The organism is Pandoraea terrigena (genome assembly GCF_902459705.1).
Lineage (GTDB): Bacteria > Pseudomonadota > Gammaproteobacteria > Burkholderiales > Burkholderiaceae > Pandoraea > Pandoraea terrigena.
The window spans coordinates 385,631-406,736 of the sequence record NZ_CABPRU010000003.1; the positions used below are offsets into that span (position 1 = coordinate 385,631).

16 protein-coding genes and 1 pseudogene are annotated in these 21,106 nt (G+C 63.6%); 8 read left to right on the plus strand and 9 right to left on the minus strand.

Features of this window, described 5'->3' with window-relative positions; genetic code table 11:
* Positions 1-29: 29 nt before the first annotated feature.
* The 5 genes from PTE31013_RS09385 to PTE31013_RS09405 form a co-directional block, all read right to left on the minus strand.
* A complete protein-coding gene (locus tag PTE31013_RS09385) occupies positions 30-1,430 on the minus strand; it encodes a c-type cytochrome (RefSeq protein ID WP_246174146.1) in 1,401 nt (466 codons plus the stop codon).
* Positions 1,431-1,441: 11 nt separating this feature from the next.
* On the minus strand, positions 1,442-3,217 hold the full coding sequence (locus PTE31013_RS09390; protein WP_150612537.1) for a GMC family oxidoreductase: 1,776 nt from the start codon (positions 3,215-3,217) through the stop codon (positions 1,442-1,444).
* 3 nt (positions 3,218-3,220) lie between these two features.
* The gene (locus PTE31013_RS09395; protein WP_150612538.1) at positions 3,221-3,943 is read right to left on the minus strand and encodes a gluconate 2-dehydrogenase subunit 3 family protein; all 723 of its coding nucleotides are present in this window, start codon (positions 3,941-3,943) and stop codon (positions 3,221-3,223) included.
* Between the two features lie 392 nt (positions 3,944-4,335).
* A complete protein-coding gene (locus tag PTE31013_RS09400; protein WP_150612539.1) occupies positions 4,336-5,970 on the minus strand; it encodes a hypothetical protein in 1,635 nt (544 codons plus the stop codon).
* Between the two features lie 185 nt (positions 5,971-6,155).
* Positions 6,156-6,998, minus strand: a complete 843-nt coding sequence (locus tag PTE31013_RS09405) for a helix-turn-helix domain-containing protein (RefSeq protein ID WP_246174149.1) — start codon at positions 6,996-6,998, stop codon at positions 6,156-6,158.
* A gap of 415 nt (positions 6,999-7,413) precedes the next feature.
* Here PTE31013_RS09405 and PTE31013_RS09410 point away from each other — a divergent pair, with 415 nt between their 5' ends.
* The 6 genes from PTE31013_RS09410 (at position 7,414) to PTE31013_RS09435 (ending at position 13,608) form a co-directional block, all read left to right on the plus strand.
* Positions 7,414-8,466 (plus strand): porin, encoded by a 1,053-nt coding sequence (locus tag PTE31013_RS09410; RefSeq protein WP_017235149.1) that lies wholly within the window; start codon positions 7,414-7,416, stop codon positions 8,464-8,466.
* 171 nt (positions 8,467-8,637) lie between these two features.
* Positions 8,638-8,961: a hypothetical protein gene (locus PTE31013_RS09415; RefSeq protein WP_017235150.1), complete on the plus strand. Its 324-nt coding sequence runs from the start codon at positions 8,638-8,640 to the stop codon at positions 8,959-8,961.
* A gap of 260 nt (positions 8,962-9,221) precedes the next feature.
* Positions 9,222-10,373 carry an MFS transporter gene (locus PTE31013_RS09420; RefSeq protein WP_232424696.1) on the plus strand — a complete coding sequence of 384 codons (1,152 nt, stop codon included), beginning with the start codon at positions 9,222-9,224 and terminating at the stop codon, positions 10,371-10,373.
* 49 nt (positions 10,374-10,422) lie between these two features.
* On the plus strand, positions 10,423-11,355 hold the full coding sequence (locus PTE31013_RS09425; RefSeq protein WP_246174161.1) for a dihydroorotate dehydrogenase electron transfer subunit: 933 nt from the start codon (positions 10,423-10,425) through the stop codon (positions 11,353-11,355).
* The gene (locus PTE31013_RS09430) at positions 11,348-12,298 is read left to right on the plus strand and encodes a dihydroorotate dehydrogenase (protein WP_150612543.1); all 951 of its coding nucleotides are present in this window, start codon (positions 11,348-11,350) and stop codon (positions 12,296-12,298) included. The genes PTE31013_RS09425 and PTE31013_RS09430 overlap by 8 nt, the downstream gene beginning before the upstream one ends.
* A 56-nt stretch (positions 12,299-12,354) precedes the next feature.
* The gene (locus PTE31013_RS09435) at positions 12,355-13,608 is read left to right on the plus strand and encodes a hydantoinase/carbamoylase family amidase (protein WP_150612544.1); all 1,254 of its coding nucleotides are present in this window, start codon (positions 12,355-12,357) and stop codon (positions 13,606-13,608) included.
* Between the two features lie 117 nt (positions 13,609-13,725).
* Here PTE31013_RS09435 and PTE31013_RS09440 read toward each other — a convergent pair whose 3' ends face one another.
* A complete protein-coding gene (locus tag PTE31013_RS09440; RefSeq protein WP_150612545.1) occupies positions 13,726-15,186 on the minus strand; it encodes a M20 family metallopeptidase in 1,461 nt (486 codons plus the stop codon).
* Between the two features lie 201 nt (positions 15,187-15,387).
* Positions 15,388-16,641, minus strand: coding sequence for a citrate synthase (locus PTE31013_RS09445; protein ID WP_150612546.1), 1,254 nt, complete (start codon positions 16,639-16,641; stop codon positions 15,388-15,390).
* A 131-nt stretch (positions 16,642-16,772) separates the two neighbouring features.
* On the opposite strand from PTE31013_RS09445, the pseudogene PTE31013_RS25060 reads away from it, so the two are divergent.
* Together PTE31013_RS25060 and PTE31013_RS09450 are read left to right on the plus strand one after the other, a co-directional pair.
* Positions 16,773-17,150, plus strand: a pseudogene (locus PTE31013_RS25060) (cupin domain-containing protein); the annotation flags it as partial.
* Between the two features lie 30 nt (positions 17,151-17,180).
* On the plus strand, positions 17,181-18,125 hold the full coding sequence (locus PTE31013_RS09450; protein WP_246174261.1) for a PDR/VanB family oxidoreductase: 945 nt from the start codon (positions 17,181-17,183) through the stop codon (positions 18,123-18,125).
* Positions 18,126-19,745: 1,620 nt separating this feature from the next.
* On the opposite strand, the gene PTE31013_RS09455 is transcribed toward PTE31013_RS09450, so the two are convergent.
* Both PTE31013_RS09455 and PTE31013_RS09460 read right to left on the minus strand, forming a co-directional pair.
* Complete coding sequence (locus tag PTE31013_RS09455; protein ID WP_150612548.1) at positions 19,746-20,027, minus strand: hypothetical protein; 282 nt, start codon at positions 20,025-20,027, stop codon at positions 19,746-19,748.
* 114 nt (positions 20,028-20,141) lie between these two features.
* Positions 20,142-21,074: a DNA/RNA non-specific endonuclease gene (locus PTE31013_RS09460; RefSeq protein ID WP_246174162.1), complete on the minus strand. Its 933-nt coding sequence runs from the start codon at positions 21,072-21,074 to the stop codon at positions 20,142-20,144.
* Positions 21,075-21,106 lie beyond the last annotated feature (32 nt).

Sequence of the window (21,106 nt, forward strand, 5' to 3'; positions counted from 1 at the left end):
ATCGCGCGCTCGCCCGACACGTCGTCAGCTTAACGCTGCGGCTGCGCGGCGGCACCGACCGCCTTGCGCACCTTGGCGACCTGAGCAACCGTCACCGCCGGTGCCTGGTTGCCCCAGCTCGAGCGCACGAACGTCAGCACGTCCGCCACATCCTGGTCGGTCAGACGGTCGTCGAAGCCCGGCATCGCGTAATGTGTCGGCGCCGTCTTCGTCCACGGCATCTCCGCACCGCGCAACACGATGTGGATGAGCGAGGTCGGATCGGTCGAGTTTACCGTCGCGCTCAGGGCGAGCGTCGGGAACGTCTGCGTGTAGCCCTTGCCGGTGCTGCGGTGGCACGCCGCACAGTTGTCGAGGAACGTGAGCGCACCGTTGCCCTTGCCAGCGCCCGTACGCAATGCCTTGGCCACGGTGTCGTCGTAGGCGAGCGCCTTGGCGTTCGGGTCGACCGGCTTGAGCGTCTTCAGGTACTTGGCGATGGCCGCGAGATCGTCGTCGTTCATGTGCTGGGTACTGTGCTGCACTACGTCCGACATCCCGCCGAAAGCCGCGGAGTGATCGTTACGTCCGGCCTTCAGGAACGCCGTGATATCGGCTTCGCTCCAGCTACCCAGGCCGTCGGTAACATCGCCCCGCAGATTCTTCGCCAGGAAGTTGTCGACCACGCCGCCCGACAGGAATGCGGTGCTGTCGTCGGTGAGCGCCTTCTCCTGGAAGGCAACACCGCGCGGCGTGTGGCACGCGCTACAGTGAGCCAGACCTTCGACGAGATAGCGTCCGCGCGAGATCGGATCGCGATCGGTCGAGGCGGTGTCGGCAACGACCGCCGGTGCGAACATCTTGCGCCAGATCGACAGCGGCCAGCGCATCGACATCGGCCAGGGGATATCGGTCGACTTGTTGGTCTGCGCGACCGGCGGCACGCCGTTCATGAAATAGGCATACAGCGCCTTGATGTCGGCCGGACGCACCTTCGCGTACGAGGTGTACGGCATGGCCGGATACAACGTCGCGCCATTTTTCGCGATACCGTGACGCACCGCCTTGTCGAAATCCTCGAGGCTGTAGCTGCCGATGCCAGTGCCCTTGTCCGGCGTGATGTTCGTCGAGTAGATCGTGCCGATCGGCGAGGCGATCGGCAGGCCGCCGGCGAATGGCTGCCCCTTGGGCGCCGTGTGGCACGCGGCACAATCGGCCGCGCGAGCGAGATATTCGCCCTGCTTCACGAGTTGCGCTTGCGGATCGTTCGCGGCAGGCGGCTGCGCCCCCCCTTCCACCGCCACGGCGGGTACCGTGCGCGTGGGCACGGGTGAGACGGCTGTCCCGGCGGGCGACGTCGCACTCTGCGCCCACGCGGCGGCCCCCATAAGCGTCAGGGCACCCGCCGTAAACACGCCAGCGAAGCGTTTCATCATCGTTTTGCGGATCATGGTTGCGCTCCTCAGGCCTGGACCAGCGGGCCGGCGTTCTTGAGGTACTGTTCGCGAATCGCCTTCGCGGACCAGTACGCCAGCGCCGCCACCACGCCCGTGGGGTTGTAACCCATGTTCTGCGGAAACGCCGATGCGCCCATCACGAACACATTGGATACGTCCCAGCTTTGCAGATACTTGTTGACCACGCTGTTCGACGGGTTCGTGCCCATGATCGCGCCGCCGGTCGTATGCGTGCTCTGGTAGATCCGCGTGTCGTAGTGCGTGCCTTTCTTGCGGATTGCGCGGAACACTTTCTCCGGATTCATCGCGCGGCCGACCGCCTCCATCCGGTCGCCCATGTAGCCCAGCATGGCGTACTCGTTGTCGTGCCAGTCGAACGTCATGCGCAGCAGCGGCACGCCATAGGCGTCCCGGTATGTCGGGTCGAGATCGAGGCACGCGTCGCGATACGACATGACCGAGCCCGAAATGCCGATCGTCATGTAACGCTGATACGCGTCGGCAACGCCCGCTTTCCATTGACTGCCCCACGACGGCGTGCCCGGCACGCTCGGCGTCATCTTGATCGGACGTCCGCCAGTGCGCACGTGACGGATGCTTGCGCCGCCGATAAACCCCAGCGGCCCGTGGTCGAACTGGTCGCCGTTCAGGTCGTCCATCGACACACCGCCCGCCCCCGTCCCGATGAAGGGGTTCAACTGGGTGCCCTTGGGCAGCAGCACGTTGATCGCGCCGTTCATCTGATAGGCGTAGTTCTTGCCGACGACGCCCTCCCCCGTCTTCGGATCGTAGGGCTTGCCGATGCCCGAGAGCAGCAGCAGGCGCACGTTGTGCATCTGGTACGCGGCCATGATGACGAGATCGGCCGGTTGCTCGACTTCGCGGCCCTGCGCATCGATGTAGGTCACGCCGGTGGCCTTCTTGCCGTCGCTGTCGAGATTGACCTTGATGACGTACGAATGGGTGCGTAACTCGAAATTGGGCTTCTTGAGCAGCACCGGCAGGATGGTGGTTTGCGGCGACGCCTTCGAGTACATGTAGCAGCCGTAGTTCTCGCAGAAGCCACAGAAGTTGCACGGCCCGAGGCGCACGCCGTACGGATTCGTGTAAGGCTCGGAAGTGTTCGCGGCGGGCGCGGGATACGGATTGAAGCCGACCTCGCGTGCCGCCTTCTCGAACAGCGATGCCCCGTAGGTCGTCTGCAGCGGCGGCGTGGGGAATTCGCTCGAACGCGCGCCCTCGCGCGGGTTGCCGCCGGGCACGATCGTGCCGTTCAGGTTGCCGGCCTTGCCCGACGTCCCGAACACTTTCTCGGCGAAATCGAAGTGCGGCTCCAGTTCCTCGTAGCTCACGCCGAAGTCCTGGATCGTCATGCCGTCGGGAATGAATGCCTTGCCGTAGCGCGCCTCGTAGTGGCTGCGCAGCTTCAGCTCCTCGGGCAGGATGCGGTAGTGCATGCCGTTCCAGTGGAAGCCCGCGCCGCCCACGCCGTTGCCGAGCAGGAACGAGCCGTTCTGGCGGTAAGGCACGGCGAGATCGTCCGGCGTGTGACGAATCGTGACGGTCTCGCGCGCCAGTTCCTGGAAGAGCTTGCCGCGCACCGAGTATTCGAGTTCGTCGATGACTTTGGGGTACTGCGCGTCCGTGGGCGTGTCGCGCATCGCGCCGCGCTCGAGCGCCACGACATTGAGCCCGGCATCGGTGAGTTCCTGGCCGAGGATGGCCCCGGTCCAGCCAAAGCCCACGATGACGGCGTCGACCTTATCTTTCTTGATGGCCATGGATCAGCCCCGCTTTCCGGAAATCGACACGGGCCCGTACGGGTACTTGACGTTCGGCTGGTCTGCCCAGTCGAGAAAGTCGGCGCGGGCGCCGGGAAAACCCACCATCTTCCAGCCCACCATGTCCCGGTTGCCGCCGTGGATGGGATCCGAGAAGAATCCTTCCTTCGTATTGGCCAGCAGATACGAGAAGAACGTGCGCGCAGGCACGCTGTCGAATTCGACCTTCGCGTGCTCGAGATCGCCGAGCACGGTCTCCTGCGCGGCGTGATCGAGGTCGGCGAATGCCTTGTTGTACTGTTTCTTGCAGTAGGCGTCGCAGGCCGCAATGCCGTGCCGATAGATGTCACGCGGCACGAGGCTCAACTGGTAGCCCATCTCGGGCGGCTGATCGGTGTGGAAAGGCCCCTGCATGTACCACAGCTTGCCGTGCCCGAAGGGCGTTTCCATCTGGCGGTCGATGAACTGCGGCACATCGGCCTGGAGCGCCCCCGGGCCGAGGTCGTCGGCGGGAATCAGACGATCGACGGCGGCGTTCACGAAACGCCATTCGTCAGCGGTGAAGTATTTGGGCGCGTAGGGCGTGGTTGACGCGGCGGGGGCAGCGGGCTTGTCGCTGCTGCAGGCCGACTGGGTGAGCGTGGCGCCGGTGGCCAGGGTCGTGGCAGGCACGATCGCCAGCACCTGACGCAAAAAACGTCGGCGCGGTTCCTTGTCCTGTGACATGGAGTTCTCCGTTTTGTGGGGGACGAATCACGCATGACAGTCAAGCCATTGCTCACCATGCGTGAAGAAAACCTGACAGGCTATTCGCTTCGCGTAGCGCAATTAACGCGGCCATTCTACTGACAAGCCCCCCTGCATGGCAAAACAAGAGTGTTGCGCAATTCGCGCAAACCATTGATTAAATAGGCTTGCAGATAATTAAAATATTCACTATCACGCGCGCACGAAGTGTTTCGCCAAATAAAATTCCTGGTGTGATTTCTTCGCGGAAGGCGTGAGGAAACCGCAGTGGCGGACAAGGACAGACGTCGCGGCAGGCGCGCCCTGGCGCCACATGAAAAAGGCCGCTCCGTGTTCCGGTAGCGGCCTGGCTTGCTTGATAACGCGGTTGATTACTCAGGGATGCGCGGCAGCGACGAGATCGGTGGCGGCGGTGGCGGCGACAAGGGGGGCGGAGGCGGCGGTGGCAACTGCGTCGCCCGGTCTCGCCCGCTGCCGACAGTCCTGCTTGTTCCCATGGTCGGTTCAGGCGATGCTGGCTCGGGCAGCATGGATCGGGAGAAAATCGTCCGCAACTGGTGCTGCTGCCCCGAATGCGCGCTGCAAAATGCCTGGGCGAAATATTCTCGCCGCGAGAGTGGTGATGCTTCGCGCAGGGACTCCGGTGAAACCTTGGCTTTCACAACGCGCGCGTATTCGCTCCCGTCCGGCGCGGTGAAGCGGGGGACATCCGACTGTGCGTCCGCCCGCGCGACACGCGCGTATCCATGCGCATCCGTCCCCTCGGGACTGTCGGGACGCTCGGCGCCCGGCGCGTTCACCGGGGGACGAATGCGATGCGAAAGCCGGGTGGCATCCACCGGCGTGGCCGTCGTCCGACGCAACCGTTCACGATTCGGACTCCGTGGGTCGGCGGCGGGCGTAAGGTCGTCGCCAAGCTGGCTGTCGTCATGCGCGGGCGTCGGTGTGCCCGCAGACGCCCTGCCCGCCTCCGACTGCCCGAGGTGACCGTGAACGGCGCGGCCGGCCGCCTTCCATGTATCGATGTCCAGTGCCCTGACGGCGAGCCAGGAGCGTGCAGCCTCGCGGCCGCTGGATCTGGCGTCGTTGAGCACCGCCGTGTACTCCTGCGCGCCGAACCCGAGGCGCCGAATCATCTTGAGCGTGACAGGCTGGTCGGCCGGATAGCCGAGAAGCAGGGCCAGGCGGGCCGAATCGTTGGCCGCACGCGTCTGGTTCCGGGCAAACCAGGAGGTCGACTCGGCAGGCTTGAGTACCCAGTTGCCATCGCGCACGGCCAGGCGCAGCGGCACATCGGCTCCGCCGTTGGTCATCTCTCGCTCAGCCTCGCGCGCCATGTCGTTGAGCGCGATCAGGGCGTTCAGTTCGGAACGAAGCAGGTCACTCCGTCGTTCGTGCGAATTCACCGTCAGTCGCAACATCGAATCCCGAAGCGCAGCGAGATCGTCGCGATTTCTCAGGGCAATCATCTGGGCCTCCCCCTTCGGTAACGAGGGAAGGGTCGCGGCCAGCTTGTGAACCTCGCGGCTCACCTGTGCAATCTCGCCAAGCTGCGCGCGCACCGAGCCTGTGGCGAACGTCCGCACAAAACGGGTTGGCTCGGCGGGAATCCCGAGACGTACGCGCTGCATGGAGGACGCGCGCGCAAGCTCGAAGCTCACGTCGGCGTCGACGGCGTCGGTAAACCGGGCGCACCAGCGCCCAAGCCCCTCGCCGACGAACTTGGGCATCAGCGGGTCGGCGCACAGGCGCTTGGCGTGAAGCACCTCCCGATCGCGCTCCGCGCACCAGGTTCCCAGGGAAATGCCGTTGTTGGCTTGTGTGCTTCGCGGCCGCACCGGGTAGGACTGCCAAGGCTTGCCGGTCGATCCAAGCGCCGACGTTGCAATCGATCCCAGTCTCTGAAAGTCCGAGCCGAAGCTGTTCCCATCATCAGGCGGCTTCGACCGGGTAATGGAAATGAGTTGCACCGGCGAGCCGCGCGATGCAGCGGAAATGGTTCCCATGATCGTCTCCAAGGTAAACAGACCGAATGGTCTTCAACCGCAAGGAGACTAGAGCGGTTTGCCGGGAAGCGATGTCGATTGTGTGGGAAGACTTCGTATTGTGGCACCGGCTCATCGTTTTCCCGCACGCAATGCGCGTGCACAACGAGGCCATTCGAGGCGCCTGCCGCCCCTCGCCAGCGCCCTCAGAACCGCGCCAGCAGTTCCCCGATCAGCGCCGCACCTTCCCTGCCCTTGGCCGAATCGGCCCAGAGTCGGTCGATCATGGCGCGGTACATGCCGACGCCGTCGGGTGACGTCGTGATGGTGGCAATGCCGGTACGCAGGTTCGGTAGCTCGCCGAGACGGAACGGCGAGACCGCGACATAGGCTTCGCCGTGCGCCTCGAAGATCTGGAACGACTCATTGGGCATGTTGTCGCTCACGACGCCGATCTGCACGCCCGTCGTGTCGGCCTCGAGAAACTCGACAATTCGCGCGACCTCGCGACGTGCCGCCATCTTGCGCTCGAGCTGCACGCCCGGTGGCAGCCCCAGCCGCCCCACGAGACCGTGATGCAGGAACTGCTCGATCTGACGCAGCCCGATGAGGCTGGTCACGGCCAGTTGGTGACGCGAGAAACTCGACTTGCGCTCCTGCAAAATGCCCAGCACGCGATCGATCGTGTTCGCCCAATGGCGGTCGGCGAGCGCGGGCGGAATGCTCTCCTCGAGCATGCGACGCAGCCACACGTCGTAGTCGTGCGAGGTGAGCAGAAACGAAATTGGGTCGAAGTGCGCCACGACGCGCTCTGAGCGGCCTTCCAACTGACGCATCCGCTCGAAGTAGCTCACTGCCGAGTCGTGATATTCGACTTCCACCCCCAGCAGATTTGCCAGCGACACACCCAGCAGTGCCGCGAGCCGCTCGAGGGTGTCGATCTTGACGATCTCGCCGCGCTCGAGCTTATAGATGGCCGCGCGCGAGATATCGAGTTGCTCGGCCACATCCTCGCTACGTAACTCCGCCGCCAGCCGATAGGCGCGCAAACGTTCGCCAATGGCTCGGAAATTGAAACGCGCGCCTCTCGGCGCCCGGGATGTCGTCGCAGCTCGATTCAAATCGCCCCCTCTCGGATGCCAATGCCCGGTCCGGCCAAACGCGCCGCGCCCGCATTGCAGTGCCGGGATTATACCGGTCGCCTGCACGTCTCGATGCCGCGCCTTTGCCGCCGAGACAGTGCCGTTCCCCCTCCCCGGCACTGTCGCAAACACCCCACATCGACTTGTCGAATATTTTTCTATTGTCTATTTTTTTAGACATCGGCACGATTCCGATCACGGGGACCCCACGGCACGGGCCTGCTCCGCAACGCGGGCAAACCCAATGCTTCGTGGAGGATGCCCCATATGCTCGCAGCGATAGCCTGCGCTTCGTCCATAAATTTAGACAGACAAAGAGGGAATGATGAAAACCTGGCACAAGGTGGCTGGCGCCGCCGCACTGGGCGCCGCGACGCTCGCAACCACGGCTCACGCGCAATCGAGCGTAAGCTTCTACGGCCTGGCAGACGCCTACGTCGGCTCGGTGAAGAACCCCGGCGGCAACGCGGCCGTCGTGCAGCAAGGCGGCGGCATGACGACGTCGTATTGGGGGCTGGCCGGCACCGAAGACCTGGGCGGCGGTAACCGCGCGCTGTTTGTGCTGGAAAGCTACTTCCAGCCGAACAACGGAACGTACGGCCGCTTTGCCGGCGACAGCTTCTTCTCGCGTAACGCATACGTCGGTCTGTCCAGCGCCATCGGCACCTTGCGCCTGGGTCGCATCACCACCCCGCTTTATCTCGCCACGATCCGGTTCAACCCGTTCAACAATTCGTATACCTTCTCGCCGATGATCTTCCACACCTACAAGGGTCTGGGAACGCAAGGCGTGGTGGGCGACTCGGGTTGGAACAACGCCGTCGCGTATACGTCGCCGACATACGCTGGGATGGCGGGCACGTTGCTATACGCGACGGGCAACAGCCCGACCGACCATAGCGCGAAGAAGTGGGCCGCTGCGATCACCTACGCCAACGGCCCGTTCGCCGCGGCCGTGAACTATCAGTACGTGAACTTCAGCACGACGCCGGGAGACTTTGGCACGCAATTGCCGGGCGTCACCGGGCTGACCAACCAGAACACGGCACAGCTCGGCCTCTCGTACGACTTCGCCGTGGTGAAGGTCTTCGCTCAGTACATGCTCATCGCAAGTCAGGCCGCGAGCGGCAACTTCCATGCCAATACCGGACAGTTGGGTGCCTCGGTGCCGCTCGGCCGCGGCAGCGTGCTCGCCTCGGTCGCCTACACCGGCTCGAACGGTTCGGGCGACAACCAGCGTCGCACCACTTGGGCGCTCGGCTATGACTATCCGCTATCCAAACGTACGGATATCTACGCCGCGTACAAGTACGACCACATGAGCGATCTGTCGACCGGCCAGACCTACGGCGCCGGCCTGCGCATGAAGTTCTGAGCGAAGGCGGGTCACATCGCCGGCCTTCCCGAGGCAGGCAACGGCGGACGATTGCCGCCCGTGACGAACGCCATCGCACGGCCTCGATATCAGGGTTTGACCCAATTATTTTCGCCTTGCCTGCCTCACCGGGTTCGTTTAGTCTAAATATTTAGACAAATGGAGAGCATGATGGATCTGCAACTTGCATGCGTCTGGTTACAACGCGAGACGGTCGGTTTGTCCGACATCGAAGACTTTGCCGCGCGTTGTCTCAATGCGTCGAGGACAGCCACGCGCGAGTCCGCTGCGTTGTTGTTGCTGGCGCAGGCCGCACAAACGTTCGCGGAACGCCAGTCGGGCATCGCCGCGAGCGGCGAGACCTTTCAGGCATTTCTCGCACGCAGCAAGGCCTATGCCACGATGTTGCGCGATGCGGCAGCCACCTCCGATGCCAGCTTCCTTGCCTCGCTGAACGGCTTCGCCGCGCAATTGACGACCGAGGTCTATGCGTGACGTTGCGTGACGACGAGCGAGTCTTGACGTGCATCCCCGGCGGGATTTTTTCACTTGATTGTCTAAAAATTTAGACAAATTGACAGAATTGGACGAAACCGACGTAGCGGCTACCACCGCGTCGCTTCGCCGCCTCACAGGAACCGATCATGGAAGTCAACCTGAACACACCGGGTGCGCAACGCGCGGGCGCCACGTCCGACGACATCGTCACCCCTTACGCATGGAAAGCGCTCGCGGGCTCTGCCATTGGGTATGCAATGGACGGTTTCGATCTGCTGATTCTCGGCTTCATGCTACCGGCGATTACGGCGGGGCTGCAGCTCTCCCGCGGACAGGCCGGTGCTCTCGTGACATGGACGCTGATCGGCGCCGTCGCCGGCGGCATTCTGTTCGGCGCGCTCTCGGATCGCTATGGCCGTGTGCGCATGCTCACGTGGACGATCCTGCTGTTCGCCGTCTTCACCGGGCTGTGCGCGTTTGCGCAGGGCTTCTGGGACCTGCTCGCGTATCGCACGATTGCGGGCATCGGGCTGGGCGGCGAATTCGGCATCGGCATGGCGCTGGCCGCCGAAGCCTGGCCCGCGGCCAAACGCGCACGCGTCTCGTCGTACGTCGCACTCGGCTGGCAGACGGGCGTACTTGCCGCAGCGCTGCTTACGCCGCTGCTGCTCCAGCACATCGGCTGGCGCGGCATGTTCCTCGTGGGGGTGCTGCCTGCCCTCATGGCATGGGTACTGCGTAACAAGCTGCATGAACCCGAAGTCTTCGTACGACGCACCGGCAAGACCGCGCAGCCCGGTCAGAGCAGCAGCGCCTTCCGTCTGCTCGTCAAGGACGCCAGCACCACTCGCGTGAGTCTGGGCATCGTGATCCTCTGCTCGGTTCAAAACTTCGGCTACTACGGGATCATGATCTGGCTGCCGACGTTCCTCTCGCAAAAGCTCGGTTTCTCGCTCACGAAGTCCGGCCTCTGGACTGCGGCCACCGTGATCGGCATGATGATCGGCGTCTGGGTTTTCGGGCAACTGGCCGACCGTATCGGACGCCGTCCCACGTTCCTGCTGTATCAGGCGGGTGCCGTGGTCATGGTGATCGTCTATGCCCAGTTGACCGACCCGACGGTGATGCTCTTCGCCGGCGTGCTGATGGGCATGTTCGTGAACGGCATGGTCGGCGGCTACGGCACGCTCATGTCCGAGGCGTACCCCACTGCGGCACGCGCCACCGCGCAGAACGTGCTGTGGAACATCGGGCGCGCCATCGGCGGGCTAGGGCCTATCGTCGTTGGTGCGCTCGCCGCCCGCTACTCCTTCCAGATTGCCATCGCGCTGCTCGCGAGCCTGTATGTGCTCGACATGATCGCGACGCGCTTCCTGATCCCGGAACTCAAGGGCGTCGAACTCGAATAACGAGATGCGCGACGTGCACAACGCCAGCCCCCACTCTCCGGAGCCCCCCATGTCAGTCTCCACTCTGACGCGTACCGACCTCACCCGCGCATTGGGTGGGCTGCCTTCGGACACACACGACCCTCGCGATGCGTCTTGCCGCGCGCTCACGGTCGCGACGCATCGCTGCCGCGTGCTCACGCATCACGCAGTCAATGCGCGTTACCGCTATCTGCGTTTGCAGGCCGATGCGCCCATCGCGCTCACGACGCAGCCTGGCCAGTTCTACCAACTGAAGTGTCCGGTCACGGACAGCGACGCCCCCTTCTTGCTGCGCCCGATGAGCGTCTACGGCACCGGCCCCGAGCCGGACATCATCGAGTTTCTCTACAACGTCACGGGCGTCGGCACGCGCGCACTTGCCACCCTGCCGGAAGGCGCAACGCTCGATATCGTCGGCCCGCTCGGCAATACCTTCACGCTCGATACGCAGTCCGGGCAGTGGCAGCGCGTGATGCTGGTCGCGCGCGGCGTCGGTCTGGCGACGATGGCCCCGCTCGTGCAACGGGCGGCGGCGGCCGGGCTGAAGTTGACGGTCGTCATGTCGGCCCGCACCGACGCCGATTTGATGCGCGACGAATTCCTGCGCTCGCCCCAAGCACGCGCATTGGCCGACGTGCATTGCGTGTTCGACACCGACGGCTCGTCGGCCGTCGAAGCACTGGAGCCGCGCATACGTACCCTGCTCGACACCACACCGCACGACGCCGTCTACACCTGCGGCTCGCATCGTCTGCTGATGCTGCTCCAGCGTGTGCTGGGCACTCATCCGCACATCACGGCCGAGGTCGCGATGGAACAACGCATGGCGTGCGGCATGGGTGTCTGCCTGTCGTGCGTGCGCCTGTTCGATCGCGATGGCGACAAGCAATTCCTGCGCGTGTGCCGCGAAGGCCCGGTGTTTCCGATTCGCGACGTCGTCGGGGAGGTGAATTTTGGCTGATCTTTCCATACGCATCGGGTCGCTCGCGCTGCGCAATCCCGTCATGCCGGCCTCTGGCTGCTTCGCGCTCGAATATGCCGAAGCGCTGGATCTGACCCGGCTCGGTGCGCTCGTCATCAAGAGCGTCTCACCCGCAACCCGTGCGGGTAACCCGACGCCGCGCGTGGCCGAGACCGCCAGCGGCATGCTCAACTCCATCGGCATTCCGAGCAAGGGGCTCGACGCCTACCGGCGTGACGTGCTGCCCGCCTATACGCGTTTCGATACGCCTGTGGTTGTGTCGGTGTCGGCCGACACGGCGGAGTCTTTCGGGCAAGCCTGCGAGACGTTGTCGCTGCCGGAAGTCGCGGCCATCGAGGCGAACATCTCCTGCCCGAACCTCGAGGCGGACGGCATGGCCTTCGCCATGCTGCCCGAGAGCACCTACAAGGCTGTGAGCGCCATTCGCCGACGCACCTCGCATCCGGTGTGGGTCAAGCTCACGCCCAACGCCGGCCAGGTCGCGTTGATCGCCAAAGCGGCGGAAGACGCTGGCGCCGACGCCATCGTCATGGGCAACACCGTGCTGGGCATGGCCATCGACGTGCGCACGCGCAAGCCCAAGCTCGGCAACGTGATGGGCGGACTCTCCGGCCCGGCGATCAAACCGCTCGCCGTTCGGCTCGTGCATCAGTGCCATCGGGCGGTACACATTCCGATCATCGGCTGCGGTGGCATCGAAACGGCAGACGACGCGGTCGAATTCATGCTCGCGGGCGCATCGGCCGTGCAAGTCGGCACAGCGTCGTTCCGCGATCCGGCCGTCATGGGACACATCGTCGATGGACTGGCGGCGTATTGCGATGCGCAGGCCGTCGAGCGCATTGCAACACTCACCGGCGCCGTCGCGCTCGACGCCCAACTGACCGACCGTTGGCTGCGATTCGCACAGCAATCCGGCTGAGCCGTCGCACGTTTTACGCAACCCTCGCGATGCATTACGCGAAAAGAAGCACACTCATGGAACTGAACGCGCTGGCCCCGCTGGCCGAGCAACTCTTCACCGACCTGCGTCGCCTTGGCGACGATGGCGTCGGCATTACCCGTGACAGCTATGGCGAGGGCGAGAATGCCGCGGCCGCGTACTTGGCGCAATGGGCCGGGCATCAGGGACTGGCCGTCTCGCGCGACCGCGCCGCCAATCTGGTCTTTACGCTGCCCGACGACACCGGCGACGCCCCCGCCACATGGATCGGATCGCATCTCGATTCGGTGCCGCAAGGCGGCAACTACGACGGTCTTGCCGGTATCGTGGGTGGTCTGTTGTGCCTCGTCGAACAACAACGCAGCCAGCGTCGCACATCCACGCCGGTGCGCGTACTCGCCTTGCGCGGAGAGGAAAGCGCGTGGTTCGGTCGAGCGTACATGGGGTCGAGCGCGCTGTTCGGCAAACTGAACGATGCCGATCTGGCCATGCCCCACCGCACGCATGGCCGCACGCTCGCGGCATGTATGGCCGAGGCTGGCGCCGATATCGACGCGATTCGTGACGGCGCCACGCTATTCGACGCCTCACGCGCCAAGGCGTGGCTGGAACTGCACATTGAACAGGGCCCGGTGATGATCGCGCGCGACCTGCCAGTGGCCATCGTGCCCGGCATTCGCGGCAACGTGCGGCACAACCGCGTGTCATGCGTGGGTGAAGCCGGCCACTCGGGCGCCGTGCCGCGCTGGCTGCGTCACGACGCCATGTTCGCCGTGGCCGATCTCATCACGCGTCTCGACGAGCACTGGAGCGCCCTGCTCGCGCGCGGCATCGATCTGGTGGTGACGACCGGTATCGTCGGCACCGATCCCGCCGAGCATGCCATCTCGCGCATTCCAGGCAAGGTGGACTTCAGTCTGGAAGTGCGCAGCCAGAGCGCTGATACGCTCGACGTGTTCTACGAGTTGATGCGTACCGAGTGCCGCGCCATCGAACGCGATCGTGGCGTGCAATTCGTGTTCGACCGGCGACTCGCGTCGCCCCCGGCGATCATGGATGCGCAGGTGTCGTCGTGGCTGGTCGACGCTTGCCGCACGCTTGATCTTGCGCAGGAACGGGTGCCGAGCGGCGCCGGCCACGACGCTGCCATCTTCGCCAACGCCGGCATTCCGAGCGGCATGGTGTTCGTGCGCAACGCCAACGGCTCGCACAATCCACACGAGAGTATGGATCTCGACGACTTCATGCGTGGGGTACAGGTACTGGACGCCGTCACGCATCGACTCTGAGCGTGCGCTTGCGTCAACGCAAAAAAACGGGCCGCTGACATGCGGCCCGTTTTGTCATGCATCGTCAATTCACTATCAAGGCGCGTCACCTTGACGGCCTTAAGAATCTTAACGGCCTTACGGCGCCAGGGCGATCACCTCGGCGACCGCAGCCGTCAGTTTCTTCGCATAGGGTACGTGCAGGAACTCGTTCGGGCCATGCGCGTTCGACTTGGGACCGAGTACACCGCACACCATGAACTGCGCCGTCGGGAAACCGGCTTGGAGCGTATTCATCAGCGGAATCGTACCGCCTTGGCCGATGTACGCCACATCTTCGCCATAGTGCCGTTGCGATGCGGTATTGAGCGCCGACGTGAGCCAGGGCGCCACATCGGGCGCGTTCCAGCCGGAGGCTGCACCGGCATCAGACTTGAACGTCACCTTCGCGTTGTAAGGCGGATCGAGTTCCAGCAGCGACTTGAGTTCGGCCACGGCCTGCGCGGCGTCGACAAGCGGCGGCAGACGCAGCGACAGCTTGAACGCCGTGCGCGGACGTAGCACGTTGCCCGCATCCGACAGCGCCGGCAGGCCCGCCGCCCCGGTGACCGACAGCGACGGACGCCACGTCGAATTGAGCAGGGCCTCCTTCGGATCGGTCGTGGTCGGCAGCACCGAGCTGCCATCCTGACCGCACGCCCACGGCATCTTCTTCCAGACGTCGTCGCCAAGAATGCGCGCCGTCGCTTCCGCCTCTTTCAGGCGCTGCAACGGAATCGGCGTGTGAAAGCCTTGCGGCAGCACGTTGCCGCTGCCCGCGTCTTCCAGACGTTCGAACAACTGGCGCATGATGCGAAAACTCGACGGCGCAATGCCACCGTAGCCGCCCGAGTGGATACCCTCGTCAAGCACCTGCACTTCAAGGCTGCCCGAGATCAGGCCGCGCAGCGACGTCGTGAGCCACAACTGATCGTAGTTGCCTGCCCCCGAATCGAGGCAGACGACCAGGCCGACACGCCCCAATCGTTCACGCAGCGCATCGACATACGGCAGCAGGTCGTAGCTGCCCGACTCTTCGCACGTCTCGATGAGACCGACGCAGCGCGGGCGCTCCACGCCCTGGGCATCGAGGGCGGCCAGCGCCGTCACGCTGGAATAGATGGCGTAACCGTCGTCTGCACCGCCACGGCCATAGAGCCTGCCGTCTTCGAACTTGGGCGTCCACGGGCCCAGGTCACGACGCCATCCATCGAACTCCGGTTGCTTGTCGAGGTGGCCGTAGAGCACGATCGTCTCGTCGCTGCCCGAGCGCGTGGCGGGGGCCTCGAAGAAGATCACCGGCGTGCGGCCGTCCAGACGAATCACTTCGAGCTTCAGGCCCTTCACTGGTTGACGCTCTGCCCACTGGGCGGCATCGCGCACCACGCGATCGATGTAGCCGTTACGCGCCCAATCGGCATCGAAGCCGGGGCTCTTGGCGGGTATGGCGATGTAGTCGGTCAGCGCATGCAGGATTTCTTCGTTCCATTTACGCTCAACGAAGTCGCGCAAGGCTGCGGTATCGAGCAATGGCTGAGTCGGCGTGACGGTGTCGTTCATGGGGGGCGTCCTTGAGGATGGCTTGATTGACGTGGCGGATCGCGCCGCGCCGATCGAGAGGGTCGCGAAGCGCGATCCAGGGCACTCGTCCGGCGCCGCGGCGGGCCGTGGCCGTGACCGTGACCGTATGGCGACATCATAGCCATTCCCGGCGACGGTGGCGACCCGCCGAGCTGAAGTCGCCCGCCTTGCCGACCGCCATCACACGTCTGCAGGGCGGTAGGTCGCTCGGGGCCGGAGCATGAATGCTTGCTCCCGCTGCTCGATCGCGTGAGCACACCACCCGCTGGTTCGCGCCACCATCCATAACGCGGCGGCGCTGCCGCCCGGCATTCCCACCGCCTGCGTTAATGCCACAAGGGAAAGGGCCAATCCAGGCGTAAGCTGAAAGCGCTCATTCGCATCGGCGAGAAGCCTGGCCATCGCTTTGGCCCGGCTGGCGTTGTGGGCCTGTTTGGCGGCCAATCCCAACAAAACCTGCGCTCGCGGATCTCCATTGGGGTAAAGCGGATGGTTGAATCCGTACAGCGTTTTCCCTTCCGCGCGGATCCGGTCGAGATGATCGTTGTGGGTCGCGCCAGACAAGCGGGCGACCAGCCTGCGCTCCACAACATATGTCGCGCCTCCGACCGAAGTCCCCAAATGCGTGCAGATCGCCGCCGCGACGCTGTTGAACAGGGGCGCGGACGTGGATGCCGCGGCTCGTGCAGCCAGCGTGGCAGGCGTCAGTTCGTGGTCGGCACAAACAATCAGCAAGGCATTGATCGCTTCGATCGCACTCCGCGTTGTGCTCGCGCCGCTAGCCCGCAATGCCCATGCGGCCAATCGCTCATTCGGTCGGCGGGGTATGTAAGCCCGCGAAGTCGATAGGAATCCAATGCATCCGACGAGCGCATGATAGACCCGTTGTACGCGGCGCAAATCGCCGTGAGCGCATTGCGGCCCATCCGGCATCTCGTGTCCATTCAAGGCGAGTGCGCACATCGCCATCAGATTTCCAATGTCGTCGGGCGGCCCCAACTCGGCATGAAGGTGTAGCAATGCGTGAAGGCGTTCTGGCAGTTCGATCATTGGCCATGGCTCTGCCAGGGGGTTCCACGTGCCCGTCACGAGGAGTTCGACAATGGCCTCGAAGGGGTAGCCCTGCGTCGCCAATTCGACGGCGGCGTGGCTCCGGTAGCGCGGACCATGTTCGTCGATTCTGGTGATCGACGTGGCAACGATCGGCTCGCCCCAGTGCATCGAAGTCGCTGCTGTCACGGCACGCGGTACTCGCCCGCGTCCACGCGCGACCATCGCGTCAACGTCAGCGCGGGCGTAGAGGTGTCGATGCGTCCCCGGGACCGGGATGCTCTGTATTTTTCCACGACTCACGTAGGAATAGAGCGTCTTCGCCGTCACGCCCAGCGCACTGAGGGTTTCGTCCCGCGACAAATAGTCATGCCGATACTTCATGGTCGATTATCAGAATCAATCTTGAGGCAACAAGGGGGGGTACCTAGAATATTCACACATCGGCCACATGGCGCAACGGCCGGCAGAATAGTCCCGCGCGGGGACGACCGTCAATCGAAGGAGACCATGACATGCACCCTGCAACCACAGCCTCGGCGGATAATTTCGTCGATGCCGAAAAGCCAGTAACGTGGAACGTCAACGATATTCCATGGGTACCCCTGACAGGCCTTTTTATTAACAAGTCCGGTTACAAGGCCGTCACCGAGCCCGCGTACACGAATGATGCCTATAGCATCGAGCTGACGAGTGTCGGGCCAGGAGGGGCATCGGCGACTCACGTCGAGCCGCACGCACATCTGTTTTATGTACTGTCCGGCGTGGGAGAAGTTACGGTGGGTGACGAGACATCCCCCGTCTCTGCTGGCTCCGTCAGCCCGATCTCTGCTGGCGTTGCTCACTCGTTCCGCAATCTGGGCGAATCCGCGCTGGAAATGCTGGTCATTTACCACCCACCTCGCGTTCGCGCAAAGCCACCGATGCCGACGCTACGCACGACGGTGGCGGCACTGCGGCAAGAGGCCACGGGCGTCATCCGCGTTGAACTGCAACCGGCAGACAGCGCATCCTTTCCCACGTTTACACCTGGCGCACACGTCGACGTTCGTTTGCCCAATGGCATCACCCGGAGCTATTCGCTGACCAACGCTCCCGACGAAACGAACCGATACGTCCTGGGCGTGCTTGAGGCTCCGGAAAGTCGAGGTGGGTCACGGTACCTGCATCATGCGCTGGAGGTCGGCTCCGAACTGATCATCTCCCGCCCGAGAAACAACTTTGGCCTCGCCGACTCCACGGAACGCGCCGTGTTGATCGCCGGTGGCATCGGCATCACGCCCTTGCTGTGCATGGCTCGTCACTTGAGCGCGAACGGTCGCGACGTGGTGCTCGCCTACTGCGCCCAGACGCGAAAACACGCGGCCTTCGTCAACGATATTCTCGCGCTCGACATCCCTGTAACGTGGCATTTCGATGACGAACAGGGCGCGCAGTTCGACCTCAAGCGATATATGGCGTCCCAGCCACGCGGCGCTCACTTCTATGCATGTGGCCCCACTGGCTTTCTGGGAGCATTCGAACGCGCATGTAGCGACCTGGAGATCCGGAATGGTCACATCGAGCGCTTCTCAGGCGCCAGGCCTGCATCCGAGTCGCAGCCATCGTACGCCGTCACCCTGAATCGGTCGGGAAGAACACTGAACGTTTTGCCGGGTACAACGCTGTTGCAGACGTTGCTGAACGCAGGGGTCGAGGTTCCATACAGTTGTCAGGAGGGCGTGTGCGGCACCTGCAAGACCGCAGTATTGGCCGGCGAACCTGATCATAGGGACTCGGTGCTGACGGCGACGGAGCGGGCGTCCAACACCGTGATGGCTGTGTGCGTCTCCGGTTGTCGTACACCGTCGCTACTGCTCGATCTGTAGCAGGCGAACGCAACGCAACCGGTGTTGCCTGCGCCGACCAGAGCGGGACGCGTTGACCATTGCTTTACGCGTCACACCGGAGAGGCACCCCAGTTCATGACGTGCCAGTCGAAGCACGTCACCGTTGCCCAGGCACCCCGTTCGCCGCGTTAGCGCAGACGAACGCTGGACTCGCCGCGAAAGCGAGTCACACCAGCGTTCCTGCATCCCCCTGACGGCGCTCTGGCGCGATGATCATCAGAGCCAGCGCCACGCGATGGCCACAGCGCCAACGGCGATGCCGACGGAGATGACAATGCCAAACCATGCCAGTTGCGCACGCCGTGCCCGACGGCGGCTAGATTCCGAAGTGTCGTAAAAACGACCCAATCCGCCCGAGTACAACTTTTCCCAGCGAATTTCCATGGCGCACCTCACAAATCAATCAAACCGGCCCGCGTGACGATTCTTTTTACTGTTTTATCGAAAATTCTGAGACGCAAGACAATTCGGATAAATCCGGGCAAATCGGTAACACCAGATCACCCAATATTCCGACACAGCGTCGTCGTTTCAAGATGGCACTATTCTTTCGTAAACGCAATAGCGTGAACCCGCACAATCCGGCGTCATAACCATGAGAGACCACGTTATCGACGATGGATATCGGCGTGCTTAACGCGCTTTATCGAAGGCAGCTTGCAATCTTTAAGGGGAAGCGTCGCCAATTACCGACATTCAGCCATGCCGATCGTTTCGAAACTCGACGTTTTTGTAACAAAACGTTTCGAAGCCGAGCGGCCGCGCCGTTGAATCGGGCGATTGAAGTGGTGAGGCGAACGCGCAGAATCCCCGCGGCACAAGCTCGGGAGACGGTACTGTCGTCAAGGAAGGTGGATCGGCGTCAGCGGAGGCAACGCGGCGCGGCCGTCCGCCGAAGGCGGTGCCGCGCACGAAAAGGAAGATGGGTGACTTTAGCGTCCCAGGAAGGCCGCACCTACCGACATGAGAACGAATCCGCCAACACTACAGCCGATCGCGATTGCCAACAGGCGTTGAAAGAGTTGCTCGCGCTCATTCGCGCTGCGATGGGAACGGGGTGCTTCGTGATGAATCGTTCCCCAACCACTCGAATACACTTTTTTCCAACGGATGTGCATAAGTTACCTCGCGTTGTTTAGTGTTCGTAGCCTTGCCCGTCATCGATTTACGCTATCGGAATCGACGAGACGCAGGGCTAGTATGCGCTTTGCCGAGCGGTCGTAAACCCCCCATCCGTGCTGCGTCGCCGCAAGCCAAATACGTGATTCCGACGGATTCCGAGACGGAAGCGCGAGGCGACGAATTCCGTCCATCCGACGCGATTCATAATTTGTGACAGGGCGTGTCAATGCGACAGAATGTCGCAGGTGCGACAAGTTGTCGCGCAACCCGCATGAATCGTGGAATTGGGTGTTTCGCCAAGTGCGACAGCGCAAGTCGTGTCGCAAGCTTCGCAGCACTGGCAGGCCGGACGACCAGAGAGGTCGAGGCAGCACCAGGCGGTCAACCTCATCGCATCGTGCACCGCAACATCGATTGTTCGGATAAGCGACAAAGCTCGGGTAAATCCGGGGGAGCGAAGCGCCTCCCCCGCCGGCGTCATGATTCGAATGGATTTTTCACCTGTCGCGCGGTCGTGCCGCCCGGTGCGGCCGCCTGGGCCGGCAGATCGGCGCCGGAAAGCGCCGTGACCACGGCGTCGAGCACCGCCTTGAGCGTTTGTGCCTGCCGCAGCCCTTCGGCGTCGCGGCGAATCTCCAGATTGCCGAAGAGGGCGACGTGGTCTGTATGATTTTCGACGTTGAACTCACCCAGCGTGAGCGCATCGGCATCGTTGGCGAACGGGGCGAACGCGGCGTTGGCAGAAGACGAAGCAGACATCGGGGACTCCTGGAGCGAGGGGGAAATCGGTCAATTGAGATCGGCCAAAGCGGCGGCCATCGTTACCGGCGAGGCCGCACCCGAGGTGATCGGCCCGACGCGGTCCCGCCGTACCTAGCGAACGATCGTACGCAAGAATTCGAGCACCGTCTGCACCTCGCGATACGACGGCACGTCCGGATCACGTTTTCGCTTGCCGCCCGCCGCCTTGGGCGCGGGCAGGCGCATCGCGGTGCGTTTGACGCCCGACGGCATGCCCGGGAAGAAATCAATGCCGGCGAGCGTCTCGAGTTCCGCCACGCTCACGACCGAATAGTCGCTCGTGGCCTCGTTCGCGACCAAGTAGACACCGGCCTGCTGGCGCTTGGGGTCATAGACGATTTTGTACAACTGCGTGGGCACCATCACGCGATTGCCCACCTGCGTGATCGACTTGCCCTTGAAAAGCGGCCCCGTGATGACGAACAATTCCCCGCGATCCTGTGCGAGCTTGCGCACGCTCGACTCGATGCCCGCCCACAGATAACGATTGTTCTCGCTGTTCTGCGGCACCATGTTCGACAAGGAAAAGCTCTCCGATTGGGCCTGCGCGTCCGGCATATCGGCCGACGGCGCCATGTGTCCCCGGTCGTATCCCGAACGCACGTAATCGCGAAGCTCGGCCCGTTCATCGACGGGAAGCCGCGATTCTGCGTGAAAATTGTTGACGCGCGAGATCTGGCGCGCGTCGCGCAGGCCCGCACGGGTGAGATGCTCGGCCGACCAGAGCGGCGTGCGCGTCACGCCCGAATGCATGACACCGAACGCGCTGAAGCACACTTCGCGCGCGCTGCGCGACATGGCGGCCTGGGTGATGTCGGGGGCGGTACCGGCCCAGTAGTGGTCGCCGCAGGCCGAGGCAGCGGCGAACGCATCGCCCGGAAAGGCCACGACGGACGTCGCGGCGACTGCGCAGGAAAGGGTGGCCAGAGCGGCGGCCAATTGCCCGGCCATCGCGCGCAAGCGGCTTGCGCGCACTGCGGTGACCGTCCATCGAAACTGCTTCATCGCACTGCTTAAGGTAAGGCGTCAGGGGGTGC